Here is a 25131-nt window from a genome sequence, read left to right as displayed (position 1 = left end):
GATCGCCCGTGACCTTCGACTGGTGGACCTTTCTGTTGCAGACCGTCAACGCGCTGGTGCTCGTGTGGCTGCTGGCCCGCTTCCTGTTCCGTCCGGTGAGCCGGATCATCACCGAGCGGCAGGCGACGGCCCATGCCGCGCTCGACCAGGCGGAGGCGGCGCGCAAAGAGGCCGAGGCGGCGCTGGCTCAAGCGCAGAAGGAGCGCGACGCCGTCGCCGCAGCGCGCGCGGATATGATTGCCGCCGCCCAGGAGGAGGCGGCGAAGCAGGAGCGCGCGATGCTGGCAGAGGCCCGGAAGAGCGCTGAAAAGGCGCGCGCCGAGACCGAGGCCGAGCTGTCGCGCCTGCGCGAGACCGAGGCGCAGCACTGGCAGGCCGAGGCCGCCGCGCTGGCCGTCGACATGACCGAGCGGTTGCTCGGGCGGCTGCCGGGCGGAGCGCGGACGGGGGATTTTGTCGAGGGACTGGCGGCGGCGGTGGCAAAGCTGCCACAGATGACGCGCGACAGGATCGGCCGCGACGGCCCCGCTGTGCTGTGCGCCGCAGGGCCGCTCGGCAGTGACGAGCAGGCGTTGGTGTCGGAGCGTCTCGCCGCCGTTCTCGGTCGCCCGGTCGCGCTGCGCTTCGAGACCGACGCGACCCTGATTGCCGGGCTGGAACTCGACACGCCGCACGCCATCGTCCGCAACTCGATCCGTGCCGACCTTGAACGGATCGCGCAGGAGGTCGCGCGAGATGGCTGACCGCGATGCCGCCGCCGACTGGCTGGCGCGGAGCCGCGCCGCCGTCGCTGCCACGCCACTGGCCCCCGAGTCGCTTGCCGTCGGCCGGGTTGAGCGCGTGGCGGACGGCATCGCGCAAGTGTCGGGCCTGCCCGACATCGCGCTCGGCGCGCTGGTCCGGTTCGAGGGCGGACAGCTCGGATTTGCCCACAGCCTCGGGATCAGCGAGATCGACGTGGTGATCTGCGACGACGCCAGCGCGATCGAGGCCGGGCAGCGGGTGATCGACACGGGCGGCGTGCTCGAGGTTCCGGTGGGCGAGGCCCTGCTGGGCCGGGTGATCGACCCGCTGGGCCGCCCGCTCGACGACGGGGCACCCCTGCCAAGCTGGCCGACGCTGCCGGTCGAACGTCCGGCCCCGGCGATCATCGACCGCAGCGAGGTGACCGAGCCGCTCGAAACCGGCGTGCTGGTCGTCGACAGCCTGTTCGCGATCGGCCGCGGCCAGCGCGAGCTCATTGTCGGCGACCGGGCGACGGGGAAGACCTCGCTCGCCGTCGATGCGATCATCAACCAGCGCGAAAGCGACGTGATCTGCGTCTACGTCGCCATCGGCCAGCCCGCCGCGGCGGTGCAGCGGGTGATCGAAGCGGTGCACCGCCACGGCGCGCCCGAGCGCTGCGTCTACGTCGTGGGCGGCGCCGCAACCAGCCCGGGCCTGCAATGGATCGCCCCCTTCGCCGGCATGACCATCGCTGAGTATTTCCGCGACCGCGGCCAACACGCGCTGATCGTTCTCGACGATCTCACGCGCCACGCCGCGACACACCGCGAACTGGCGCTGCTGACCCGTGAGCCGCCGGGCCGCGAGGCCTATCCGGGAGACATCTTCTATCTGCACGCGCGGCTGCTCGAACGCGCCGCCAAGCTCTCGCCCGAGCTCGGCGGCGGCTCACTGACCGCGCTGCCAATCGCCGAGACCGACGCCGGCAATCTCTCGGCCTATATCCCGACCAACCTGATCTCGATCACCGATGGTCAGATCGTTCTCGACACCACCCTCTTCGCTGCCAGCCACCGCCCGGCGGTCGACGTCGGCCTCTCGGTCAGCCGCGTCGGCGGGAAGGCGCAATGGCCCGCGCTACGGCAGGTCTCGGGGCGGGTACGGCTCGACTACGCGCAATTTCAGGAACTCGAGATGTTCACCCGTTTCGGCGGCGTCCCCAACGCCCGCGTGCAGGGCCGGATCGAGCGCGGCAAGCGCATCCGCGCGCTGCTGACCCAGCCGCGGTTCTCGGGGCTATCGATGGTCGGGCAAGTGGCGATCCTCGCCGCGCTGGCGGGCGGCGTGCTGGACGGTGTCTCGCCAGCGCGGATCCCCGACCTGCGCCGCCGCCTGCCAGGCTGGCTCGAGGGCACCGCCGGGGATGAGGTGTCATCCGTGCGCGCCTCGGGCCGGTTGGACGCGGCGGAGAGGGCCGCGCTTGTCGCGGCCGTGGCGGCACTCGTCAAGGACATGGCCCGCGGCGGAGAGGTGCAGTGACCGGCCGGCTCGCCGAAGTCAAAGGGCGGATCGGCTCGGTCCGCAAGCTGGGCGCGGTCATCGGCGCGATGCGCGGCATCGCCAGTGCGCGGGTGCAGGACGCCAAGCAACACGTCGCCGCGATCCGCGCCTATGCCGAGACCATCGGAGACGCCATCGCCGAGGCGCTGGTCCTCCTGCCCTCTGCCGCGAGCGCGGGGGCGCATGTGCAGGCGAGCCAGCGCCACGCGGTCATCCTCATGGCCGCCGAGCAGGGGTTCGCAGGCACTTACAACGAGCAGGTCTTCGACGCGGCCGCATCCCTGCTGAACGCGCCGCACATCCTTTTTCTCGTCGGCGACCGAGGCGTGCTGATCGCCGGCGAGCGGCATCACCCGCCGCATTGGAGCGATGCGATGATCGCCCACCCGGCGCAAGCGGGGCCATTGGTCTCGCGCCTCGCCGACGCGCTTCTTGGCATGCTGGCCTCGGCCGAGATCACCCATGTCACGGTCGTCCACGCCATTCCGGTCGGCACCGGAAGCATCGAGATCGTGACCCGGCGCCTGCTGCCCTTCGACTACGCCCGGTTCCCGCCACCCGCCGTGCAGGTCTCGCCGAGGATCACCTTGCCCGCGGACCGACTGCTCGCCCGGCTGGTGGAGGAATATATCGTCGCCGAACTTCTCGAGGCGGTGATGCTGGCCTTCGTCGCCGAGAATGTCGCCCGCATGCGGGCGATGATCTCGGCGCAGGACAATGTCTCGGAGACGCTGGATGCCCTCGTCGGCACCGCAAGGCGGCTGCGGCAGGAAGAGATCACCGAGGAAATTGTCGAACTCGCAGCGGGGCACCCGCGGGATTGAGTCGCGCGGACCGCCGGTTTCGGAGTGAGGCGGCGCGGGCACGCATAGGTGCGGAGAGCTGGTGCCCGGAGCTCAGGTTGACCTCCTGTGAGTTCGTCACAGGTCAGGGGAGCTTTCCCGGCGACCGCATTCCGCTTCGATCCCGAGGCCAATGAGGACACCTGCCCGGGCGCAAGGACCACGACGTCCCCCGAAAATCTCCTTGCGGTGCTTCCCAAGCCGAACGGCCACGCAGGCACCGATCCCGCCTTCTTAGGTCACCGGCGCCTTGGCCAGCCCCTTGCCGAGGATGGGTCCGGTCGGAAGGTTGGTCGGCGAGCCGCCGGCGGGCTCGAAGGTGATCTCGTAGAGCTGCGCCGGATGCGGCTCGGGCAGGCCTTCTATGCTCAACACGCGTGACAGGCCGGTGGAGAGCAGACCCAGCGAAACGGGCGGGCCATCTTCTTCGGGCTTGGTCCAGACCTGCATCACCTGGCCGGTGGGCACGTCGGGCCGCTCGAGCAGGGTCACGCGGGTGGTGTTGTCCGGGCCGCTTTCGACAAGCGCGATGGCTTCGCCGCGGTCGTCCAGCAGCACGGCCACGACCAAGGGGTCAGAGGGCGAAAGCAGCGACCAGCCGAGCAGTCCGGCCAGCAGCAGGCTGGCGGCGATCCCGGTCACGGCGGCGCTGCGCCAGCGATTCAGGCGCGCGCGCAGCGGGGCAAGGTCGATCACCTCGGCGCGCTCGGTGCCAAGCTCCGCAGGCGGCGGCGTCTTGTCCGGTACATCCAGCCGGGGCGCGAGACGCTCCCAGAAACCGTGCGGCAGCGGATGCTCCTCGGCGGTCTCGTCGAGCGGGGCGAAGCGATCACGCGCCCTTGCAAGCCGCGCCGCCACCTCGGGATCGCGCGCGGCAAGTTCCTCCAGCCGCGCGGCATCCGCCTCCGAGGCGAGCCCGAGCACGACCTCGTCGATCAGCAGGTCAAGAGAACGCTCCGTCATGACAGACACTCCCTCAGCTTGAGCAGGCCGCGGCGGATACGTGCCTTCACCGTGCCCAGCGGCGTTGCCAGCCGCCCGGCGATCTCGCCGTGGCTGTGCCCAAGCACGTAGGAGGACAGGATCGCACGCCGTGTCGCCTCATCAAGCCCCTCCAGACAGCCGCGCAGATCGGCCGTCGTGGGCAGGCGGTCGAAGGCCGCATCCACCAGCGCGCCCTCGGAGGCCCGGTCGATCGCCTGCGGTTCGGTCGGCACTTCACGGTCCTCGCTGCGCAGCATGGTCAGGCAGCGGTTGCGCAGGATGGTGTAGAGCCAGCCCTTGGCGCTGCCCCGGCTCTCGTCGAACTGATGCGCCCGCCGCCAGACCAGCACGAGAGCCTCCTGCACCGCATCCTCGGCAAGGTCGATCCGGCCCAGCATGCGACGCGCGACACCGAGCATGCGGCCGCCCTCCGCCGTCATGATCCCGCGCAGGGCGGATTTGTCGCCCCCGGCGCAGGCCCTGATCAAGGCTGCATGATCCGTCACGTGACTACCTGCTCTCCCTGTGCCGCCCTCTTGCGTTGCGGCGATGGACCTACGGCTAGAGACCGTTTGCGGGCCTGTCAATTTGCACAAGATGGCAGGGCGGGATGCGCGATGAGACGTTGCCGATTTGCGTGACCCCTTCGAGCCGGGCGCAGGCATGCAGCCTGCGCCCGACATAAACGTCTCGAGACGCCTCACATCTCCGCGGTCATGAAGGTGATGTCGCGCAGCATCGCGCCGTCAGCGCCCTCGATATCCCAGCTTTCCTGCACGGAGCCATCCTCGAGCGAGACGGTGTGCAACTGACCCGCTGCCACGAGCCAGGCGGTGTTGGTGCCCTCGGCATCGGTGGCGATATCGAAGGCATAGTGATCCGCGCCCTCGATACCCAACTTGCCGACCGCGGCTAGGGTGCCATCATTGGGCGAGGTCTGCTGGATCAGCGCGACGATGGTGCTGTCGATGTCATACATCGCGGTGCTCTCGGGCTTGCCGAAACTGTTGATATAGGCCGCAGCGACGATGGCCGGGGTCTCGCCCGCGTGCATGTCGACCTCCTCGAAGGCCAGCGAGCCGTCCACGGTCACGGCACCGCTTTCAATGTCGACGCGGTGGTTGGTGGTGCCCGACATGAAGCGGAGCTTGTCGGCCATCGGGTTGAAGTCGACGATCACCGGCGCATCGCCTTCGATCGGCAGCTCCTTGTCCATGGTCGAAATCACGGTGGCGGCCCCGGTCTCGGGGTCGATCTCGACGATGTCGAAACTGTCGGTGACGCCGATCAGCTGCCCGTTCGAGGGGCGCAGGTCGATGCCCAGAAGCCGGTCGACGCCGGTGACTTCCATGGACTCCGTCACCTTGGCAGAGCTCGTGTCGATCACGTGCAGCATCTTGTCTCCGCTGAGCCCGATCGCGGTCATCGCGCCATGATCATCGGCCATCGCACCGGTGGCGGCAGAGGTGGTCAGCAGCAGGGTCAGGGCGGAAAATGTCTTGTGCATCGTTTAGTCTCCTCAGGTCGCGAGCGCGGCCATTCCGCAGGCTCGATAGCCCTAGGACTCGGGCCCAGGCCCGTTTGGATGCATCTGTGCCGATTTTTTTCGGAGACTTTCTTCGGCCAGTTGCCGGCGCACGGCTGCGCGGAGCCCTGAAGCCTCTGTTGCATGTCCGGCTGCAAGAGCATTGTTGAAAGCCGCGTAGGGAGCGGGCGGGGTCCAACAGCGTTTGCCACGGTTGGTCTGGCGTCGTTCGCCCTCCGGCGACGAGGAAAGAGCGCCGCGGGCCTGTCCGTTTGGCCAAAAAGCAGGAGGGCATGCGCCCGCGACACGCATAAGGCCGCGGGCGCCATTGCCCTAGGCGCGCTTACTTGGGCACCAGCACGTGGTCGACCACGTGGATCACACCATTCGACTGATCGACATCGGCGATCGTCACCCGGGCAACCGTGCCACTTTCATCGTAGATATAGAGCATTCCGTCCTTCATGCGTGCGGACAACGCGTCGCCCGAAACGGTGGTGAAGTTCGCCAGCCCGTCCGAGCTCGCCCGTGCCTTCTGCACGATCTTCGCGGCGGTCCAGTCGCCGGCGAGCACATGCGCCGTTAGAACCTTGGTCAGCATCGCCTTGTTTTCGGGCTTGAGCAGTGTCTCCACCGTTCCGGCCGGAAGCATCTCGAAGGCGGCGTTTGTCGGCGCGAACACCGTGAACGGGCCGGGGCCCTGAAGAGTCTCGACCAGGCCGGCGGCCTGAACCGCGGCGACCAAGGTCGTGTGATCGGCGGAGTTTACCGCGTTCTCGACGATGGTCTTGGACTCGTACATCGGCGCGCCGCCGACCATTGGGTTTGCGGCAAAGGTCGGGGCCGTAAAGCCAAGGGTCGCGACGAGGCCGAGGGCGAGTGCGGCGGTGCGGTTGATGTTGGTCATGGTGTTTCCTCCAGAATGCGCCGGTTCCGTCCGGGGCTGCAGAGGATACGAAGGCGCGATTGGCCGCGTTGCACCAAGAGGTGGAAAAACTTCCGCCGCGCTAGAGGCTCGAAATCTGCGCTGTTGCCAGCACCGGTCCGCTCGGGCCCGCCACAGGTGATCCCCCGGCCGGCTCGAGGCTGACTGCCAGCACATCGCCGGCGCGCACCTCTGCGCTCACCTCGGTCGTGCGCGGGGCGAGCAGTCCGAGGGAGGCGACCTGTCCATCGCGGATCAGCCACAGCTGATAGGACCGCCCCTCGGGGTCGGGTGCATCGGACAGGCGGCGAAAGACCAGCCTTTGGCTGTCGCCGCGGACAGCGATCTGCAGGTCCGGCGCGGTGAGCTCTGCCAGATGGGTGCCGGGTCGGTACAGGGGCACGCCCCAGATCGCTACGAGCGCCACAACCGCGGCCACGGCCAGCCCGAGAAGAACCGAAATTCCACGTCTCTGCTCGCCGACCCCGGACCCGTCCCGGCCAATGGCTGCCCGACGCAGCCAGCCAAACACGCCGCCGCGCTGCGGCGGGGGCGCCCCGAAAAGCCTGTGTTCGGCTCGGTCCAGCACGGCGGAAGGTGGCTCAATCGCCGCGAACTCGACGTTCAACTCCGAGAAGCGCGCCTGCCACATCTCGACCTCCCGCGCGAAGGCCGGATCGCGGATGATCCGGTCCTCGGCCCGCGCGCGATCCTCGGCCGAGGCAAGCCCCAGCACGTAGTCCGCCGCGAGATCGGGGGTCTCGTCTTCGGTCATGCGTCCATGCACTCCTTGAGCTTGCGCAGGCCGCGATGCAGCCAGCTGCGCAGGGTGTTCAGCGGGATCCCGAAGGTGCTCGCAATGTCGTCGTAGCTGCGCCCGTCAAGATAGGCACTCCGAATGGCGCTCGCACGGTCCGTGTCGAGCGTTGCGAGGCAATCGGCGATGCGCCGCGCCTCGTCTTTCATCTCGACGAGGGTTTCCGGCCCGGGCCCGGCGTCGGCAACCTCAAACATGGCCGCATCGTTCGAGCCGGCGGCTTCGCGTCGCAGCGCGGCCTTGCGCGACCGCAGGCGATCGAGGCAATGGTTGCGCGCGACGGTCACAATCCAAGACATCGGCTGGCCGCGCATGGGATCGAACTGATGCGCCTTGCTCCACAGCTTGACCATGATCTCCTGCAACGCGTCTTCCGCTTCGGCCCTGTCCTTGAGCATACGAAGACAGACCCCGAAAAGTTTCGGGCCGGCTTCGGAATAGAGGTTGCGCAGCGCGGCCCGCTCCCCCTGCGCCATGCGCAAGAGGACGTCAGCCAGCGGTTCCTCGGTCATGGGTCCCCCTCGTCTTGGGCCAGAACGCCTGCCAAAGCGGCCGAATGTCAAGGAAAACGAAAATGATGGCCACCGCCGCCGCGAGATGCCTGCAAGTCAGACCGAAAGGACGAAGTCTTTCCCGCCGCAAGTTTCAGGCCCTTCCGAGCAGGTCCTGATCCCGGACGCGCGTCGTATCGCCAACGCTCTAGGCCAAGCGCGCAAAGCATCGGGCCTTCAAGACGTCCGAACAGAGAGCGATAAGATCGCCGCGCCCAAGCCGCCCCCTCGGGCAGGCCCCATCGACCGGAGTTCGAATTCGGTTCCAAATGATGCTATGTTCACATTGGCGCGCCGACTGGCGTGTCCTGTCTTGCAAATAATTCTGAATGGAGGACCACCATAGACGCTCATCTGCTGGCCGCCCTGATCCTGACGCCCTTCGTGCTCGCGTTCGTCTACGCGGGCGTCCACGAGTACTTGCGATATAAATCGGAGGGCCGCGCGACCTATGGCCTCGTGTTTGATGAAGAGACGGGCACCTCCTACGTCACAGGGATCGGCGAGGAGGATGAGGGGTTTGACCCTGAGGACTTCGATCCCGGCAACTATAATGACGCTGGGACCACTGACGAGGTTGGACGGAACACGGGTTCTTCCAACAACGATGCCCTCCCACCACGGACAACCAGCTCCCGAAGCTGACTCTCCGATCTCCTGGACCATGCATGGCTTGGACGCCGCCTCGGATTGATGCTCGGGCGAGTCCCTGCCCTTCGCAGGAGGCGCACAAGCGCCACTTCGTTGCCGCGCCTGTCCTGTGGAAAGGTCGTCGACGCGGCTTGCGATTTGCACAGCGCGGAGGTGTCTCGCCCAACGCACGCGCTCTGTGTCAGAACCGCGTGATGACCGTCGCCCCGACGGATCGGAACTTGTCCATGGTCATCAGCGCCTCGGGGGCATCGGCAAGGCTGATCTGCTCCCCCACCAGCCGCGCCGGGTCCAGCTTGCCGCTGGCGACCATGTCCAGCATCGCCCCATAGCGATGCGCCTGCATTCCGTGAGAGCCGAGCAATTCGATCTCCTGGCCGACGATCTTGGGCATGGGCACCGCGGGCGCCGCGTGCTCGCCGAGCATCAGCCCGACCTGCACGTGCTTGCCGCGCGGGCGCAGGCAGAGGATGGAATTGGTCATGGTCACCGGGTGACCGAGCGCATCGAGCGAAACATGCGCGCCGCCGCGCGTGATCTCGCGGATTGCCCCAGGCACATCCGCCTCGGCACCGTCGATGACGGCCACGGCACCAAGATCCTTGGCCAGCGCCAGCTTGGCCGGGTCGAGATCGACGCCGATGACGTTTGCGCCCACCGCCGCTGCGATCATCACCGCCGAGAGGCCGACCCCGCCGCAGCCGTGAACAGCCACCCATTGCCCGGCGCTGACCTTGCCCTGGTCGATCACTGCCCGGAAGGAGGTCGCGAAGCGACAGCCGAGGCTCGCCGCGGTCGCAAAATCCATGGTCTCGGGCAGCGCCACGAGGTTCAGGTCCGCTTGGTGAATGCCAACATATTCGGCGAAGGACCCCCAGTGGGTGAATCCCGGCTGCTCCTGGTGCAGGCACACCTGCTGCTGCCCCGCGTGGCACTCCGAACAGCTGCCGCAGCCACAGATGAACGGGACGGTCACCTTGTCGCCCACCTTCCAGGTGACGACATCCTTGCCCACGGCCTCGACCACGCCCGCCAGTTCGTGCCCGGGAACATGCGGCAGCTCGATGTCGCTGTCGTGGCCCATCCAGCCATGCCAGTCGCTGCGGCACACCCCGGTGGCCCTGACCTTGAGCACGACGCCATGCGTGTGCGGGGCAGGATCATCGACGGTGACCAGCTTCGGGGCTTCCTGGAATTTCTCGAACAAGACGGCTTTCATCGCAGGGTCTTTCAGCTTTTGCGTACTTTGCGTTCATAGGTCGCGCGCACGGCGGCGTGGAGGAGAGCCTGGCTGCCAGTTCCGATCCCGCTCGGATGTCTTGCAGCAATTGCGCTGCGACGAAAAGAGCTCGCGGCCCGCCCGCCGCGTCTCCAGCGGCGGGCTCAAGGTGGGTTTCGGAGCGTGATCCGGGATCACCGCCCCCAGGTACGCTCCAGCGTCGCGATCCAGTTGCGGTGGGCGATCTTCGCAAGTTCCTCTTCGCCATAGCCTGCCGCGCGCAGAGCCTCCAGCAGGCGCTGAACGCCGGCCACATCGCCGATCCGCCGCGACATGAAGGTGCCGTCGAAATCCGAGCCGAGGCCCACGTGGTCGATGCCGACACGCTCGACGAGGTAGTCGATGTGCCGCACCATGACATCAAAGCCCATCTCGGGATCGCGGACCCCTTCGGGATGAAGGAAGCGCACCCCGAAATTCAGCCCGATCAGCCCGCCGGTCTCGCGGATCGCATCCAGTTGCCTGTCCGTTGCATTGCGGCTGTGCGGGCAGAGCGCGAAGGCGTTCGAATGAGAGGCGACCAGCGGCGCATCGGAAGTCCGGGCGACATCCCAGAACCCGGCGTCGTTGAGGTGCGACAGGTCGACGAGGATCCCCAGCTCGTTACAGAGCCGCACAAGATCCTTCCCCGCAGGGGTGAGCCCGCCACCAATGTCGGGCTCGTGCCCCATCACGAAGGGCACGCCATGGGCAAAGATGTTGGGGCGGCTCCAGACCGGGCCCAGCGTGCGCAAGCCAGCAGCATGCAGAACATGCAGCAGGTCGAGATCTTCGGTCGCTGCCTCGATGCCCTCGATGTGGAACACGGCAGCAAAGCTGCCCTCGGCCATGGCACGACGAATATCGGCAGCGCTGCGGCAGAGCGTGACGGCGCCGTCCGACTGGCGCACGATGCGATGAAGCAGCGCGGCCTGAGCGAGGGTCTGCTGCAGCGCCGACGCCTGCGGCACGCGTGGCAGGTCGCCGTTTTCGTCCGGCGTCTGATCGTCGGTGCTCACCCAGACCGCGCAGAGCCCGCCCGCGAACTGCGAGGCCTGCGCCCGGGGCAGGTCGATCTGCATGCCCGGCGCGCCGGTCAGGAAGCGGGCCTCGGCTCCGTCACGGGCGCGCAGCAGTTTCGAAAGCACGTCGTTGTGGCCGTCGAAGACGGGGATCATCTCGCTCACAGCTGCACCTCGTGGACGTCCTGGTGGGTCGCCACGAAGGCCCGGCCCTCGGGGGTGACCCAACCGCGGAACATGCCAGCGGTGTTGAACGGCGTGCTGACCTGACCCGAGGCGTCCAGCGCCACCAGCCCCGCACCGACGATCCCGGTGGTCTGCGACGAGGCCGAGAGGTCCACGTGCACCACGTGCTCGGCCGCCGTGCGGACGTCTTCGCGCAGATAGGCCATGCGCGCCGCGATCTCGTGCCCGACCACGTGCCGGATGAAGAACTCGCCCTTGCCGGTTCCGGAGACGGCGCAGACCCCGTCGCGGGCGTAGGTGCCGGCGCCGATCACCGGGCTGTCGCCGACTCTGCCGGCGGGCTTGTTGGTGTAGCCCCCGGTCGAGGTGGCCGCCGCGAGGTGCCCTGCCCCATCGAGCGCCACCGCGCCGACCGTGCCGTGCTTCTCGTTCTCGGTCGCCTCGGTCCCGGCGGCGGCATGCGCCTTCATCGCCGCCAGCGCCTCGACGCGCTTGTCGGTGGTGAAATAGTCCTGCGGCATGACCTCGAGGCCCGAGCCGGCGGCAAAATTGTCAGCCGCAATACCGGTCAGGAAGACTGCCCGACCGTCCTGCATCAGCGCGCGCGCCGCGCGCACCGGGTTGCGGATGCCACGTGCCGCGCTGACGGCGCCTGCCTCCAGCGTGGCCCCGTCCATGATCGAGGCATCGAGCTCGTGGATGCCGTCCTCGTTCAGCGCCGCGCCGTGTCCGGCGTTGAAATGCGGGCTGTCTTCCATGACGACGACGGCGGCTTCCACCGCAGCGACCGCAGAGCCGCCTTCCGTCAGTTCCGCCCAGCCCGCGGCGAGCGCGCGCGCCAGATCCCGCCGGGCCTCGGCCCAGTCTTCCGTGCTCATGCTGTCGAGGGGCAGCACGCCGCAGCCCCCGTGAATGGCCAGTGCAATCGTCGTCATGGTCGTCTTCCTGTCTTCATGCAGAGCCGCCCGGGGCATCATCGCCTGGGCGGCTCAAACCTTAGCCAAGGCGTCAGCCAAAGGAGATATCACCGATCACCCGCACCCGCACGCGCCGCGCGCCGCCGGGCAGGTAGGCGATGGGGATGTCCTCGATCTCGAGAACCTGCAGGCTCGCGGCATCGGCACCGGCGGCGACCGCCGCGGCGCGCGCCTCGGTCTCGGCTGCCGCCAGCGCCTGCTCGCGGGTCATGTCCGAAAACACCTGGTCGACCTCGCCCGACACCTGCGCCATGGCCGCGCCGAGCGCATTGGCGACGCCGGCATTCTCGACCCGCAGCACCTCGGAGGCGCCGGGCACCTCGTCGGGGATCAGGAAGGCACCGCCACCGACCGCGATCAACGGCACGTCCTCGGCCGAGGTCTTCATCTGGTCGAAGTTCTCGGCCACCATGGCGCGCATCCGGGCAAGCGTGTCCTGCACGAAGGTCGGATCGAGGTCGCTGACCAGCGACGGGTCGCCCATCTCGATCATCCCGGCGGCCACCGCGATGTCCGAGGTGGTCAGCGTCTGGCCCCCGAAGACCCGGGCTTCCTGCAGGATGCGATAGCCCACCGAGCGCGGGCCGATGGCGCCGGTCTCGGGATCGACGACCGTGCCACCGCCAAGCGCGATGGGCAGCAAGTCTGGCATCCGGAACAAGGTCCGCACACCGCCGATATGCACGATGTTGTTGGCCTCGCGCGGGAAGCCCCCGATCAGGCAGCCGATGTCCGAGGTCGTGCCGCCGACGTCGACCACCATCGCATCGCTGAGCCCGGTCAAGAAGGCCGCCCCGCGCATCGAGTTGGTCGGGCCCGAGGCGAAGCTGAACACAGGGTTCGCCGCCGCCACATCGGCCAGAGCCACGGTGCCGTCGTTCTGGGTCAGGAAGAAGGGCGCATCGAGGCCGATCTCGGCGAGCGCCGTCTTGAAGGCCTGCACCGTGGTCTTGCCGAGCGACTGCAGTGCCGCGTTCAGCAGCGCGACGTTCTCGCGTTCCAGCAGACCGATCCGGCCAAGGCTGTTCGACAGGGTGATCCGCGCCTCGGGGATGATCAAGCGCACGATCTCGGCCGCGCGGTCCTCGCATTCGGTGGTCAGCGGCGAGAAGGTGGCGGAGATCGCCACCGAGGTCACCCCGGCGTCGCGGATCTTCATCGCGGCCTCGCGGATCTCGTCCTCGCGCAGCGGCACCAGCGGGCTGCCGTCATATTCGTGCCCGCCGTGCACCATGAAGATCATCGGATCGACCGCGCGATACAGATCCTCGGGCCAGTCGCACATCGGCGGCAGCGACGCGCCGGTGGGCAGGGCGATGCGGATCGCCGCTACGCGCTCGAGCCGCGCGCGCTCCACCACGGCATTGGTGAAATGGGTCGTGCCGATCATCACCGCGTCAAGCGGACGCGGCGTGTCGCCGATATGCGCAGCGACATGCGCGAGCGCGGCTTTCACGCCCGACATCACGTCCTGCGTGGTGGGAACCTTGATCGAGGCGGTGATCTTGTCGCCATCGATCAGCACGGCATCCGTATTGGTGCCGCCGACGTCAATGCCAATACGCTTCATTTGAATACCGATTTGAAGTCAATGTCATAGCCGAAAGCGCGCGGACCGACCGCCGCCACGCCCGCGGGCGTCGTGAGGATCTCGGGAGCCGGGAGCGCCACCACACTCACGCGCTGGCCGTAACGCACGGATTCGGTGCCGATGGCGCTTCCCGACACGCTGTCGAGCAGGCACAGCAGGTCCGGCGTCATGGCGACGGGCGCGCCATTGCGGAAGGCCACCGCCCATTCGTTCTGGAACGCCAGCTCGAGCGTCGCGCCGCGATCCGTGTCGATGCCCTCGATCACGGTCTTGCCGCGCAGGAAGCCGCCGGTGGTGGTGCGGTCCACGTCGACGATCTTGCCGCGGAAGATCTGCTTGCCCTTGGCATGGTCCAACACGGCAGCGACCGGATCGTCGTGGCGGGCGCGGGCCTCGAGCACGACGCGGCCAAGCTCGGTCGCCTGGGTAATGGTGTGGTGGATGCCCCAGTCCTTGACCTCGCGGCCGGTGCGGGGTGCCTTGCAGGTCGCGGCGGTCGAGCCCACGGCGGTGCAGACCGCGCGCGAGACCTTCTCCATCCATTTCCAGCTTTCGGCGCGGGTGACGATCACCTCGTTGTCGCGCACGTCCACCAGCGACAGCGGGAACATCGACAGCCCGCCGATCGCGAAGGAGGTCATCTGCGCCTCGGGGTAGGCGCGGCCCATGCAGTCGGCGTTGACCACCGGACGGCCCAGCAGCGCGGCGGCAAGGAATGGCGAGAGCGCGTTGGCGCCGCCGATCTCCAGCGCCATGATCGCCCGGAACGGACGGCCGAGGTAGTCTTCCATCAGCTCGACCGCCCGGGCCATGTGCCGCGGATCCTTCAGCCGTTCCTGGCCGACCAGCGGAGCGCCCATGCCCGAGACCACCGCGACCATGTCGTCGTCCGCCAGCTCGCTGGGCTGCAGGACCTGGACCCGCGCACCCTCGGCGTAGAGGCGGCGGAGGTTCAGCGTTGAAAGATAGGGGTTGCCGCCGCCGCCCGTACCCAGAATCCACGCGCCGGTCGCGAGGGATTCAATATTCTCTTCCGGAAATTCCTGGAGCATCTGTCCACCTTGGGCGTTGCTTGTGCCGGCCCCGCGCGCTGCGGGACCGGGCTGTTTCAAAGGGATCGCGACCGATCAGTTCGACGGGCATTCCCAGGTGAAATTCCAGAAGTTCAGATCCCAGCTCTGCATGGGACGGAACTCGTAGCCCTGCAGGCAGGCATTGGCCGCGTAGCGGCGCATCGGGGCCACGGCCCAGACCGAGGTCTGCAGGTCGTAGATCGACTGCTGCAGTTCCTTGTAGGTGGCGTTGATTTCGGCCGGGTCGGTCTGCGCGCGCGACTGGTCGATCAGCGCGTCGATTTCCGGATCTTGCAGCCATGCCATCGACCACCAAGTGCCCGAGGCCTTGGAGTGGTACTGGTTGAAGAACATCGAATCCGGCGACGGGTAGCTCGGGCTCACGTTCACCTGCGTCGAGGCCGGGGTGGTGTCGGGGTTCGATGCCAGTTCGACGATGCGGTTCCAGGGCTCGGGCCGGATGTCGAGCGTGATGCCGATCTGCGCGAGGTTGGCCTGCATCAGCAGCGCCACTTCCTGCTCGAAGGCCAGCGAGGCGACGTAGCTGTTGACCAGCGTGATGTCCTCGCCCGCGTATTTGGATTTCGCGAGCTCTTCCTTGGCCTTCTCCAGGTCGTAGACGCCGGTCGGGATCTCGGTGTTGAACGCGGCCTCGAAGGTGTCCGAGAGCGGGCCGTGCATCGGCACGCCCGGGTAGATGATCTCCTGGATGGTCTCGTAGTCGGTCGCATAGGCGATGGCGCGGCGCACGTGCACGTCGTCGGTCGGGTAGACCTTGGTGTTCAGCTTGATCTGGAAGCCGCCGGCGGTGCGGGTCTGCAGCAGCTTGTAGCCCGGCATGTTGCCGATGGAGTCAAACGTGTCGTTGCCCAGCCCGTGCGACGACAGGCCCAGCTCGCCCTTTTCCGCCAGCGCGCGCACCGTGGCGTCGTCCGATGTCTGAACGAAGCGCACTTCGTCGATCGGTGTGCCCTTGTCCCACCCGAGGAAGTAGTCGGGGTTGCGCGCGATCACCATGTCCGCCGAGCGGTTGTAGCTGACCAGCGAATACGGGCCCGAACCCACCGAGTTGTCGCCAACATAGGCTTCGCCGAGCGCGTCATCCGCCGTCGCATTTGCCTCGACCAGCTTCTGGTTCAGCACCAGCAGGATCGGGGTGGAGGCAAGGAAGGGCGAGAACGGGCGGTTCAGCTTGATCTCGACCGTCGTCGCGTCGGGCGCGGTGACGTTGGCGGGATCGATCAGGTCGACGAGCAGGTTCGACGGCCCCTTGTTGATCTTCAGCAGGCGCTGGATCGACCAGACCGCATCGGAGGCGCTCAGCGCCGAGCCGTCCTGGAAGGTCACGTCGTCACGCAGGTGGAAGGTGTAGGTCCGACCGTCCTCGGAGATGTCCCAGGATTTCGCCAGATGCGGCACGATCTCGCCCGAGGGGGCGACGGTGGTCAGACCGTCGTACATGTTCACCACCGCCATGTAGCCGGTGTAGTCGGTGACCTTCGCCGGATCGAGCGAGCTGAAGATCTGCATGGTGTTGACCACGGTCGACACCTTTTCCTGCGCCATGGCGGCGGGTGCGGCACCGAGGCCGAGCACGGCTGCCAGAGCGAGGGCCGAAAGCCCGCGTTTCTTTGCCAGAATGGACATTGTTGTACTCCTGTTGGGTTTTCTTCTTTGTCTCAGGCGGCCTGTCCCAGCGGGGCAAGCGGCGCGAAGGGGATCTCGGGGTAGCCAAAAGCGGCGGGGCCGACCACATCGAGCGCCCGCGCGGAGCGCAGCAGGTCGTGGCAGGGCACGGCGAGCACGGCGATGCGCTGGCCGTAGCGCAGCATCTCGGTGGTGATCGGGTAGCCGGTGTCCACGTCCAGCACGATGATGAGGTCGGGCACTGTCACTTCGACCTCTCCCTCGCGGCGGAAGATCAGGAACTCGTTCTGGATCGCGATGCTGGCGGTCTGGCCCTGGAAGTCGTCGAAGCCGCCAAGCTCGAGATCGCCCACGGCGAAGCCGCCGCGCAGGTGGCGCTTCAGATCGGTGATCTTGCCGGTGAAGACGTGCCGCCCGCCTTCCAGCGCGCAGACCGTCGCGACCGGATCGTCGCCGTTGCGGCGCGCGTCCAGCACCGCCCGCCCGAGGCGGATTGCCTTGGTGTAGCTCTGGGGGATGGCATTCTGGCGCACGAAGCTCGCCGGCATCGGGGCCGTGGCCAGCATGGCCGCCCCGCCCTGCGCCACCACGCAGGCCCGTGCCATGCGCTCGTGGAACACCTCGGAGACCGCGTGCTGGAAGACCACGCGGTTGCCGTGCAGGTCGCACATCACCGAAGGGGTCGAGCTGTGGCCGTAGATCGAGAAGGTGGTCATCTGCATCTCGGGGAAGGCCCGGCCCATGCCGTCACAATCCAGAACCGGCAGGCCTCCGAGTGCCGCCGTGACCAGCGGGTTCATCGAGTTGGCGCCGCCGATCTCCTCGCAGACGATGGCGTCCATCTTGCGACCGGTGAGCTCTTCCATGCCCTGCAGGCAGCGCAGCCCCTCGCGGCCTTCGCGGATCCGCTCGGTGCCCACCACCGGTGCGCCGATGCCGCCGATGGACATGCACAGCGCGTCATCGGCGATCTTTTCCGTGGAGAGGATGGTCATCTTGTAACCCGCCTTCATCGCCTCGCGGGTCAGCAGCTTGCCCTGGTAGGGGTTGCCGCCGCCACCGGTGCCGAGGATCCCGGCACCGACTTCCAGCGCCTCGAGATCGTCGAGTGTCAGCTCCCACAGGTCGGCGGGATCGTAGGTCAGCTCACGGGTATCAGGCATTTTCGACTTCCATTTCTGCGAGGGCACCCATCTCACCCACGACCTTCACGTGGATGCGGGTGGCATTGCCGGGCAGGTAGGCGAGGGGCATGTCCTCGCGCTCGATCACCTCGATTGTCTCGGCGACGGCCCCGGCGGCGATGGCTTGGGCCCGGGCTTCCGCCTCGGCCTCGGCCAGAGCGCTGTCGCGGGTGACGCCATCGGTCAGGCTGAAGATCCGGTCGGTCTCGCCCGAGATCTGCGCGATCGCCGCGCCCACCGCGTTGGCCACGGCGAAGTTCTCGGGACGGATCACCTTCAGATCGCCGATCTGGTCGGGCATCAGCACCGAGCCGCCGCCGACCGCGATCACCGGCACCGGCTCGGCCGAGATGCGCGCTCGCTCGACGCAGGTTTCGAACATCTCGGTCATACGGGCCGCCGCCGCCGCGACCAGCGCGGGATCGAGGCTCGCCAGCAGCGCGGCATCGCCGATCTCGGCCTTGCCGGTGGCCACGGCGATGTCTGTCGCGGTCAGGGTCTGGCCGCCGAAGACCAGCGCCTCCTGGCGGACACGGTAGCCGACGGACTGCGGGCCGATCACCACGCTCTCGGGGGCTCCTTTCACCAGCGAGCCGCCACCGAGGCCGATGGAGAAGACGTCGGGCATGCGGAAGTTCGTGCGGACCCCGCCGATGTCCACCGAGGTCGAGGCCTGCCGGGGGAAGCCGTGCGACAGCGCGCCGACGTCCGAGGTGGTGCCGCCCACGTCGACCACGATCGCCTCCTTGAGGCCGGTCAGGAAGGCGGCGCCGCGCATCGAATTGGTGGGGCCCGAGGCGAAGGTCAGCACTGGGAAGGCGCGGACCGTGTCTGCGGCCATCAGCGTGCCGTCGTTCTGGGTGATGAAGAAAGGTGCCTTCACGCCCGCCTGCTCCAGCGCGTGGCCAAAGGCCTGCACCGTCTTGTCCGCCAGCCGCAGCAGCGAGGCGTTCATGATTGCGGCGCTTTCCCGCGCCAGCAGGCCGTGACGGCCGATGTCGCGCGACAGCACCACGCTGAGGCCGGGGCATTCTTCGAGCAGGATGTCGCGGGTGCGCAGCTCCATCGTGTCGTTCACGCCGGAGAAGACCCCGGTGACCGAGGCCGCCCGGATGCCCTTCGCGCGGATTTCACCGGCGATCCTGCGGATTTCGTTTTCATCAAGCGGCGACAGCACACGGCCGTCGAACTCGTAGCCGCCCTTCACCTGATAGCCGTGATTGCCGACCATCTCGCGGATGTCTTCGGGCCAGTCGACCATCGGCGGCAGACCCGCGCCCGAAGGCAGGCCGAGGCGGATGGCGGCCACCGGGTCGAGATGCCGGCGCTCGATCACCGCATTGGTGAAATGGGTGGTGCCGATCATCACCGCACCGATACGGGCGCGGTCGATGCCCGAAGCCGCGATCACCTGCTCCAGCGCCTCGAACACGCCCGAGGTCACGTCCTCGGTGGTCGAAGCCTTGATCCCTGCAAGGACCTCATTGCCCTTCAGCACGACGGCATCGGTATTCGTGCCGCCTACGTCAATTCCTACGCGATACACCAAAGGCTCCTTCATCAATCAGTGGTTTTGACCAGAAAGGCTGCGCGCTCTTCCGGGCTCACCGCGGGCTTTTGGCGTTCCTCATCGTCGGTAACGACCGGGATCGCCGCGATCAGCGCGCGGGTATAGGGATGTTTCGGGTCGGCGAAGACCTCGGGCGTCGTGCCTTCCTCGACGATTTCGCCGCGCAGCATGATCGCGAGGCGCGAACAGAAATTGCGCATCAGCGACAGGTCGTGCGAGATCATGAAGTAGGTCAGACCCAACTCTTCGCGCAGTTGCAGCAACAGCTCGATGACGGTCTTCTGCACCGACACGTCGAGCGCCGCCGTCGGCTCGTCGAGGATCAGCACCTTGGGCTCGGCGGCCAGCGCACGGGCGATGGCAACGCGCTGTTTCTGCCCGCCCGACAGCTCATGCGGATACTTCGCGAGGTAGGACACCGGCAGGCGCACCAGCTCCATCAGCTCGGCCATGCGCGCGTCGCGCGCCGCGCCTGACAGCCCGGCGTATTTCAGCGGAAGCCCGAGGCTCTGCTTCACCGTCCGCTTGGGGTTCAGCGAGGTGCCGGGGTTCTGGTAGACGATCTGCGCCAGCGGGCGGCCGGGGTTCGGCGTGCCGTCCACGGAGACGCTGCCGAAGGTGGGGCGCGACAGCCCCATCATCATCCGCGCCACGGTGGTCTTGCCTGAGCCCGACTCCCCCGCGAGGCCGAAGATCTCGCCCTCGCGCAGGGTGATCGTCACGTCCTTCACCGCGGTGAAGCGCTTGCTCTGGCGGCCGAACTGCTTGCCGAGCCCGGTCGCGCTGACGATGGGCGCCTGCGCGCTGATCTGCTGGGTCTGCACCCGAGGGCCATAGAGTGGCGGCACGGCGTCGAGCAGCCCGATGGTGTAGGGGTGTTCGGGCGCCGAGAGGATCTTCGCGCAGGGCCCGGCTTCGACGATATCGCCATGGCGCATGACCACAACGCGGTCGGCCACCTTGCGGACCACCCCGAGGTTGTGGGTGATCATCAGCAGCGCCATGCCTTCCTCAGCCACCAGAGTATTGATCAGGTTGAGGATCTCGTCCTGCGTGGTGACGTCAAGAGCGGTGCCCGGTTCGTCGGCGATCAGCAGCTTCGGCTGGTGCAGCAGCGCGAGGCCGATCAGCACACGCTGGCGCATGCCGCCCGAGAGTTCCGACGGATAGGCGTTCATCACCCGGTCCGGATCGGCCAGCTGTACGCGGCGCAGCACGGCGGCGATGCGGGCCCGCCGGTCGGCGCGGCTCGATTTCACCCCCTCGCGGCTGTCGGCGAAGCGCAGCACGTCGTCGAGGTGGGTGCCGATCTTGAACACCGGATTGAACGACGACAGCGGGTCCTGCATGATCAGCGAGAAGGCCGACCCTTTCAGGGCATCGCGCTCGCCGCGCGGCAGCTCGAGCACGTTGCGCCCCTCGACCTCGATGCGGCCGGCGCTCACCGTCGCATTGCGCGGCAGCGTGCCGAGGATCGCCTTGGCGGTGACCGACTTGCCCGAGCCGGTCTCGCCGATCAGCGCAACGCGCTCGCCCGCGCCGACGGTGAGGGAGATGTCGCGGAGCACCTGACGGGTCTGGCCGTAGGAGGTGAACAGGACGTCGAGTCCCTCGACTTTCAGAAGTGCGTCGCTCATCTCAGCCCTCCATATCGAACATGTCGCGCAGACCGTCGCCCAGAAGGTTGAAGCCGAGCGTGACGTAGAGAATGACCGCCCCCGGGCAAAGCACCTCCCACCAGAAGTCGGGCATGAACTGCCGCCCGTCGGCGACCATCGAGCCGAGGTCCGGGGTCGGGGGTTTCACGCCGAAACCGAGAAAGCTCAGCGTCGCGCCGAAGAGGATCACGAAGGCCGCGTCCAGCGTCGTCTTGACCGAGATCACCGACACGCAGTTGGGCAGGATCTCGCGGAAGAGGATGTGCATCGGGCCGGCCCCTGCGATGCGTGCGGCCTCGATGAAGTCCTCGGACGCCACCGATTTCGACACCGCGTAGATCAGCCGTGCATGCCACGTCCACCACAGCAGGGTGATCGCGATCATCGCGTTCATCAGCGTGGGCTCGAGCAGGTTCGACACGGCCAGCGCCATCACCAGCGGCGGCATCGCCAGCATGACGTTGGTCAGCCCGGTGATGATCCGCTCGGTCCAGCCGCCGAAATAGCCCGCGGCGAGGCCGAGCACCGTGCCGATCGGCACCGAGATCCCGAGCACGCCGATGACCAGCAAGAGCGAGATGCGCAGACCGAAGACGGCGCGCGAGAAGATGTCACGCCCGACCTTGTCGGTACCGAACCAATGCGTCGCATCCGGCGGCAGGTGGCGCGCGCGGAAGTTCACCACGGCGCCCACGTCCTCTGGCTTTGGAGTGATATAGGGCGCGAGGATCGCGAAGATCACCGCCGAGAGCACGATCAGGCTGCCGATCACCGCCGCGGGATTGCGGCTGAAGCGGTACCACATCATGTAGCTTGCGCTCAGGTCCTTGTTCGCTCCGTCCAGAGCCATCTTAACCTCGGCCATCAGCGGGCCTCCTTTCGGCGCATGCGGGGATCGATGATGGCGATCAGCACATCGACGATCAGGTTGGCGACGATGAAGAACAGGCCTGACACCAGCACGACTGCTGTGACCGCGTTCAGGTCCTTCTGGAGGATCGCGTTGAGCCCGTAGGAGGCGAAGCCGCCCCAGGAGAAGACCATCTCGATGACGAAAGCGTTGCCGATCAGCGAGGCGAACTCGAGCCCCATGATGGTCAGCGGCGCGATCGACGAGAGCTTCAGCAGGTAGCGGAAGATGATCACCCGTTCCGGCACGCCGAAACTCTGCAGCGTGAGCACGTGATCCTTGCGGCGGTTCTCGAGCATCGCCGAGCGGGTGATGCGGGTGATCTGACCGATCCCGGCCATCGACAGGGCGACGGCGGGCAGCGCAAGGTGTTGCAGCGCCGAGACGAAGACGTCCATCCGCCCGGCGAGCAGCGAATCCACCAGCATCAGCCCGGTCGGCCCGCCGGCAAAGCCGAGGCTGTGATCCATCCGCCCGATGATCGGCCAGTCCCCGAAGTAGCGCGCGGCCAGAAGCTGGAGCGAAATGGCGAAGAGAAAGCTCGGAATGGTCACGCCGACGAGCGAGAACAGCCGCCCGACGTGGTCGACCCAGCGATCGCGGAAATGGGCGGTCATGACGCCGAGCGGAATGGCCACGGCGAACATGATGATGACCGCCACCAGCACCAGCTCGACCGTCGCCGGAACCGTCTGGCCAAGGTCCACCGTCACCGGCCGCTGCGACAGCAGCGACATGCCCAGATCGCCCTGCAGGGCGCGCGTCATGTAGGAGACGTATTGCACCGGCAGGGAGTCATCGAGCCCCATCTCGGTGCGCAGGGCGCTGACCTGTTCCGGCGTGGCGGTGGGGCCCAGTGCCATGCGGGCAGGGTCGCCCGGCACCACCCGGGCCAGAACGAAAATCATGATCGAGAGCACGACCATCACCAGCACGAAAGTGCCGAGTCGGGTCAGGATCGCTAAGAACGGGTTTTGCTGCATCAGCCGGAAACCTCCCGGTTGGTCTCTTTCGGCGGACTATTCTGCAGCGTCGAGGGTTCGACAATTTGGGTCTGGTATGGGTTTTAATAAAATTGGTATAGGTTTATGAATGTTTCTCCATCCCTCCCCGCCCGCAAGAATCTTGCGCAAATCGCTGATCGAGCGCGTCCTGAGCGATCAGACCGGCACGATTTTCCTGCGCGCGCCCGCCGGCGCCGGGAAATCGGTCTTGATGCGCGACGCAGCGGACCAGATGGGGGCCTCGGTCTGCGTGCTGCATACCCCGCGCGAAAGCGATGTGCAGAACGGCTGGCTGTTCTGGGATGTGCCGAGCTCGGCGCGCACCGCGCGCTTGCCGGCTCAGGTGGCGGAGAGCGTCGAGCACCTGGTGATCGCGCACCGTCCCAGCCAGAAGATCACCGGCCTTGCTCGGCGGCTCCTGCACGGCGGCACACAGACGCTTGATGCGCGCGCGCTGAGCTTCAGCGCCGCAGAGATTGGCACCCGCCTGCCCGCGGCCCTGACGCGGCGGCTTCTGGAAAGCTACGCCGGCTGGCCGGCGTTTCTGCCGCTCGCGGCGACGCCTGACCCGGACCTGGCCGCGGCCTACGTCGGCGAGACCTTCCTCGCGCAGCTCTCTCCCGCGCCCACGACCCGGTTGTCGATCTGGCTCGAAGACCCGACCCCGGGCCCCGACGACGACTGGTGCGACGCGCTGCCGCCCTTCCTTCTCAGCGCTCCCGACGCCCAATCCGCCCTGACCGAGGCCCTGCGCAGGGCCGTGGCCGCGCGGATCGAAACCTTCTCCAACTCCGGCTCGGTCGCCGAGGTCGCCACCGCCCTCGAGGCCGCCAACCGCCCGCTCGCCGCCATGGCGCTGCTGCTCGACCACGGGCACGAGGCCCATGCTGCGCAGATCCTTGCGCATTCCCGCGGGCTCGAACTGATCTACGAGTCAAACCTCGACGAGTTCAGCCGGATCGTCCTGCGCTTCTCTCCGGAAGTCGTTGCGACCAACGAGACGGTGCTCTTCGCGATCACCCGCACCTTGATGAAACAGGGCGAGTTCCAGCGCGTCCGGCAGCTGGTCGCCAAGCACCTTGGCTCGGACTATCTCGACCCGCTCAAGGTGCTGTCACGCGGGACGCGGTTCTCCTTCGCGGCGCGCCGCTTTCGCCTGAACATGATGATCAGCGAGGACATGACGCCCTCCGACGCGATGCTGCAACGGCTCGGCGAGTTCATGGCCGACTACCCGGTGGGCGACGATCAGAAATGGGCGGCGTTCTACAACGCTCTGCTGGAATTCGAGATCCGGCGCCGGAACTTCCGCGAGGCCGAGGCCGCCGCCGCCCGCGCGCTGATCTACTTCCGCAAGATCGGGGGCCATCCGCTGCTCGAGTTCTTCATCCATCTGCACCTGACCGTGCTGCACCTGACGAACGGCGACGTCCGGCTGGCCCGCCCCGCCGCGCGCATCGCGCGAGATAAGTTGCAATCCGTCACGCATCCGGTCGAACAGGAATTCCGGATGCTGCATCTTGCGGAGGCGGCGCTGGCCTACGAGGAGGGCCAGCCCCAGAAACTCGTGACCTTTGTCGAGCAGGAGTTCGACGTCTTCGCGCGTGCCGAAATCTGGCCGAGCCTGTTCCATTTCGCGATCCATTATGCGTCGCAGGCGGTGATGGACCACTACCCCGCCAGCATCCGGCCCGGGTTCCTCGACGGTCTGTGGCTGCACCTTGCCGAGCGGATGGACCTGCTGCAGGCCGTCCAGATCCGCACCGCCGCCGCCTATCAGAACGAGGGCCGCATCGGCGAAGCGGCCGCCACGCTGCAGAGCCTGCGCGCCACGCAGAGTGTCCCGACCGAGGAGATGACCCCGGTTTGGCTGGCGCAGCTCAACGACCGCAACGCCATCGCGCTGGCTATGGCCCGCCTGCGCTGCCTCGTCGAGGACCCCGCGCCCGGTCCTGACATCGACCGCCAACTCGCTGCGCTCGAGAGCAACCCGAAAGCAACCTTGCGGGAAACCGTCGCGCTGAAGATCTGGCGTGCCCACCTTGCCCACAAGCGCCGCGACACCGCCGGCGCTCGGAGCCAGCTGCAGGCCGCGCTTCTGTCGGCCTCCCGGCTGGGCTGTTTCGGCGTGCTTTCCGAGCAGCGGATCTTCCTTGCGCCGCTGCTGCGCGAGGCGCGCATTCGCCAGCATCTCGAAACCGCACCGGACATACGCGCAACCCTGTCGAAATACGCCGCGTCCATCTCGACGCCCAAGGCCAAGGCGCGCGCCGGGGGGCTGACCGAACGCGAGGCCCAGCTCTTGCAGCTGATTGCCGGGGGCTACCCCAACAAGCGCATCTCGCAAGCGTTGAATATCGCGCAGCCGACCGTGAAGTTTCACCTGTCCCGGCTTTACGCGAAGCTCGGAGCGAAGAAACGAAGCGAAGCTATCCAGGCGGCCAATGCACTTGGGTGGCTGTGATCGGGC

21 protein-coding genes are annotated in these 25131 nt (G+C 67.3%); 4 read left to right on the top strand and 17 right to left on the bottom strand.

The annotated features are described in order from the left end of the window. The first annotated feature begins 8 nt into the window (after positions 1 to 8). From G0Q01_RS09345 to G0Q01_RS09335, 3 genes are read left to right on the top strand one after another with little or no spacing between them, the layout of a single operon-like run. On the top strand, positions 9 to 743 hold the full coding sequence (locus G0Q01_RS09345; RefSeq protein WP_164192524.1) for a F0F1 ATP synthase subunit delta: 735 nt from the start codon (positions 9 to 11) through the stop codon (positions 741 to 743). After that, complete coding sequence (locus G0Q01_RS09340) at positions 736 to 2265, top strand: F0F1 ATP synthase subunit alpha (RefSeq protein WP_164192521.1); 1530 nt, start codon at positions 736 to 738, stop codon at positions 2263 to 2265. Before G0Q01_RS09345 ends, G0Q01_RS09340 begins: the two co-directional genes overlap by 8 nt. After that, positions 2262 to 3110, top strand: a complete 849-nt coding sequence (locus tag G0Q01_RS09335) for a FoF1 ATP synthase subunit gamma (protein WP_164213304.1) — start codon at positions 2262 to 2264, stop codon at positions 3108 to 3110. The genes G0Q01_RS09340 and G0Q01_RS09335 overlap by 4 nt, the downstream gene beginning before the upstream one ends. Positions 3111 to 3362: 252 nt before the next feature. Here G0Q01_RS09335 and G0Q01_RS09330 read toward each other — a convergent pair whose 3' ends face one another. From G0Q01_RS09330 to G0Q01_RS09250, 17 genes are all read right to left on the bottom strand, one after another. Next, on the bottom strand, positions 3363 to 4091 hold the full coding sequence (locus G0Q01_RS09330) for an anti-sigma factor domain-containing protein (RefSeq protein WP_164192514.1): 729 nt from the start codon (positions 4089 to 4091) through the stop codon (positions 3363 to 3365). Next, on the bottom strand, positions 4088 to 4552 hold the full coding sequence (locus G0Q01_RS09325; protein ID WP_203594960.1) for a sigma-70 family RNA polymerase sigma factor: 465 nt from the start codon (positions 4550 to 4552) through the stop codon (positions 4088 to 4090). The genes G0Q01_RS09330 and G0Q01_RS09325 overlap by 4 nt, the downstream gene beginning before the upstream one ends. A 260-nt stretch (positions 4553 to 4812) precedes the next feature. Continuing rightward, positions 4813 to 5619 (bottom strand): DUF4394 domain-containing protein, encoded by an 807-nt coding sequence (locus tag G0Q01_RS09320; protein ID WP_164192509.1) that lies wholly within the window; start codon positions 5617 to 5619, stop codon positions 4813 to 4815. 361 nt (positions 5620 to 5980) lie between these two features. Next, a complete protein-coding gene (locus G0Q01_RS09315; RefSeq protein ID WP_164192504.1) occupies positions 5981 to 6544 on the bottom strand; it encodes a fasciclin domain-containing protein in 564 nt (187 codons plus the stop codon). A gap of 100 nt (positions 6545 to 6644) precedes the next feature. Beyond that, positions 6645 to 7337 carry an anti-sigma factor domain-containing protein gene (locus G0Q01_RS09310; protein ID WP_164192500.1) on the bottom strand — a complete coding sequence of 231 codons (693 nt, stop codon included), beginning with the start codon at positions 7335 to 7337 and terminating at the stop codon, positions 6645 to 6647. Beyond that, a complete protein-coding gene (locus tag G0Q01_RS09305) occupies positions 7334 to 7891 on the bottom strand; it encodes a sigma-70 family RNA polymerase sigma factor (protein ID WP_164213303.1) in 558 nt (185 codons plus the stop codon). The genes G0Q01_RS09310 and G0Q01_RS09305 overlap by 4 nt, the downstream gene beginning before the upstream one ends. Positions 7892 to 8762: 871 nt before the next feature. Next, complete coding sequence (locus G0Q01_RS09300) at positions 8763 to 9800, bottom strand: zinc-dependent alcohol dehydrogenase family protein (protein WP_164192495.1); 1038 nt, start codon at positions 9798 to 9800, stop codon at positions 8763 to 8765. Between the two features lie 194 nt (positions 9801 to 9994). Next, positions 9995 to 11017, bottom strand: coding sequence for a dipeptidase (locus G0Q01_RS09295; RefSeq protein ID WP_164192700.1), 1023 nt, complete (start codon positions 11015 to 11017; stop codon positions 9995 to 9997). Positions 11018 to 11022: 5 nt separating this feature from the next. Next, the gene (locus G0Q01_RS09290; RefSeq protein WP_164192493.1) at positions 11023 to 11982 is read right to left on the bottom strand and encodes an isoaspartyl peptidase/L-asparaginase family protein; all 960 of its coding nucleotides are present in this window, start codon (positions 11980 to 11982) and stop codon (positions 11023 to 11025) included. A gap of 73 nt (positions 11983 to 12055) precedes the next feature. Continuing rightward, positions 12056 to 13594: a hydantoinase/oxoprolinase N-terminal domain-containing protein gene (locus G0Q01_RS09285; RefSeq protein WP_164192490.1), complete on the bottom strand. Its 1539-nt coding sequence runs from the start codon at positions 13592 to 13594 to the stop codon at positions 12056 to 12058. Beyond that, positions 13591 to 14667 carry a DUF917 domain-containing protein gene (locus G0Q01_RS09280; protein WP_164192488.1) on the bottom strand — a complete coding sequence of 359 codons (1077 nt, stop codon included), beginning with the start codon at positions 14665 to 14667 and terminating at the stop codon, positions 13591 to 13593. The genes G0Q01_RS09285 and G0Q01_RS09280 overlap by 4 nt, the downstream gene beginning before the upstream one ends. A 75-nt stretch (positions 14668 to 14742) precedes the next feature. Next, entirely contained in the window at positions 14743 to 16335 is a 1593-nt protein-coding gene (locus tag G0Q01_RS09275; RefSeq protein ID WP_164192486.1) for an ABC transporter substrate-binding protein, read from the bottom strand. Positions 16336 to 16367: 32 nt separating this feature from the next. Continuing rightward, positions 16368 to 17498 (bottom strand): DUF917 domain-containing protein, encoded by a 1131-nt coding sequence (locus G0Q01_RS09270; RefSeq protein WP_164192483.1) that lies wholly within the window; start codon positions 17496 to 17498, stop codon positions 16368 to 16370. Next, positions 17491 to 19065, bottom strand: a complete 1575-nt coding sequence (locus tag G0Q01_RS09265; RefSeq protein ID WP_164192480.1) for a hydantoinase/oxoprolinase family protein — start codon at positions 19063 to 19065, stop codon at positions 17491 to 17493. Before G0Q01_RS09265 ends, G0Q01_RS09270 begins: the two co-directional genes overlap by 8 nt. 14 nt (positions 19066 to 19079) lie before the next feature. Beyond that, positions 19080 to 20726, bottom strand: coding sequence for an ABC transporter ATP-binding protein (locus G0Q01_RS09260; protein ID WP_164192477.1), 1647 nt, complete (start codon positions 20724 to 20726; stop codon positions 19080 to 19082). A gap of 1 nt (position 20727) precedes the next feature. After that, positions 20728 to 21612, bottom strand: a complete 885-nt coding sequence (locus G0Q01_RS09255) for an ABC transporter permease (protein ID WP_164192474.1) — start codon at positions 21610 to 21612, stop codon at positions 20728 to 20730. Then, entirely contained in the window at positions 21612 to 22640 is a 1029-nt protein-coding gene (locus G0Q01_RS09250; protein ID WP_164192470.1) for an ABC transporter permease, read from the bottom strand. The genes G0Q01_RS09255 and G0Q01_RS09250 overlap by 1 nt, the downstream gene beginning before the upstream one ends. A gap of 142 nt (positions 22641 to 22782) precedes the next feature. On the opposite strand from G0Q01_RS09250, the gene G0Q01_RS09245 reads away from it, so the two are divergent. Further along, positions 22783 to 25125: a response regulator transcription factor gene (locus G0Q01_RS09245; protein WP_203594955.1), complete on the top strand. Its 2343-nt coding sequence runs from the start codon at positions 22783 to 22785 to the stop codon at positions 25123 to 25125. Positions 25126 to 25131: the final 6 nt, after the last annotated feature.

This window comes from Salipiger sp. PrR007 (genome assembly GCF_010499845.1).
GTDB lineage: Bacteria > Pseudomonadota > Alphaproteobacteria > Rhodobacterales > Rhodobacteraceae > Salipiger > Salipiger pacificus_A.
The sequence above is the reverse complement of the archived record's forward strand: the minus strand, read 5'-3'. Positions and strand labels throughout refer to the sequence as shown.

Excerpts from the sequence above, each read along its gene's own strand:
- G0Q01_RS09340 (WP_164192521.1), top strand. The coding sequence starts at position 736 with ATGGCTGACCGCGATGCCGCCGCCGACTGGCTGGCGCGGAGCCGCGCC.
- G0Q01_RS09330 (WP_164192514.1), bottom strand. The coding sequence starts at position 4,091 with ATGACGGAGCGTTCTCTTGACCTGCTGATCGACGAGGTCGTGCTCGGG.
- G0Q01_RS09325 (WP_203594960.1), bottom strand. The coding sequence starts at position 4,552 with ATGACGGCGGAGGGCGGCCGCATGCTCGGTGTCGCGCGTCGCATGCTG.
- G0Q01_RS09320 (WP_164192509.1), bottom strand. The coding sequence starts at position 5,619 with ATGCACAAGACATTTTCCGCCCTGACCCTGCTGCTGACCACCTCTGCC.
- G0Q01_RS09315 (WP_164192504.1), bottom strand. The coding sequence starts at position 6,544 with ATGACCAACATCAACCGCACCGCCGCACTCGCCCTCGGCCTCGTCGCG.
- G0Q01_RS09310 (WP_164192500.1), bottom strand. The coding sequence starts at position 7,337 with ATGACCGAAGACGAGACCCCCGATCTCGCGGCGGACTACGTGCTGGGG.
- G0Q01_RS09305 (WP_164213303.1), bottom strand. The coding sequence starts at position 7,891 with ATGACCGAGGAACCGCTGGCTGACGTCCTCTTGCGCATGGCGCAGGGG.
- G0Q01_RS09300 (WP_164192495.1), bottom strand. The coding sequence starts at position 9,800 with ATGAAAGCCGTCTTGTTCGAGAAATTCCAGGAAGCCCCGAAGCTGGTC.
- G0Q01_RS09295 (WP_164192700.1), bottom strand. The coding sequence starts at position 11,017 with ATGATCCCCGTCTTCGACGGCCACAACGACGTGCTTTCGAAACTGCTG.
- G0Q01_RS09290 (WP_164192493.1), bottom strand. The coding sequence starts at position 11,982 with ATGACGACGATTGCACTGGCCATTCACGGGGGCTGCGGCGTGCTGCCC.
- G0Q01_RS09285 (WP_164192490.1), bottom strand. The coding sequence starts at position 13,594 with ATGAAGCGTATTGGCATTGACGTCGGCGGCACCAATACGGATGCCGTG.
- G0Q01_RS09280 (WP_164192488.1), bottom strand. The coding sequence starts at position 14,667 with ATGCTCCAGGAATTTCCGGAAGAGAATATTGAATCCCTCGCGACCGGC.
- G0Q01_RS09275 (WP_164192486.1), bottom strand. The coding sequence starts at position 16,335 with ATGTCCATTCTGGCAAAGAAACGCGGGCTTTCGGCCCTCGCTCTGGCA.
- G0Q01_RS09270 (WP_164192483.1), bottom strand. The coding sequence starts at position 17,498 with ATGCCTGATACCCGTGAGCTGACCTACGATCCCGCCGACCTGTGGGAG.
- G0Q01_RS09260 (WP_164192477.1), bottom strand. The coding sequence starts at position 20,726 with ATGAGCGACGCACTTCTGAAAGTCGAGGGACTCGACGTCCTGTTCACC.
- G0Q01_RS09255 (WP_164192474.1), bottom strand. The coding sequence starts at position 21,612 with ATGGCCGAGGTTAAGATGGCTCTGGACGGAGCGAACAAGGACCTGAGC.
- G0Q01_RS09250 (WP_164192470.1), bottom strand. The coding sequence starts at position 22,640 with ATGCAGCAAAACCCGTTCTTAGCGATCCTGACCCGACTCGGCACTTTC.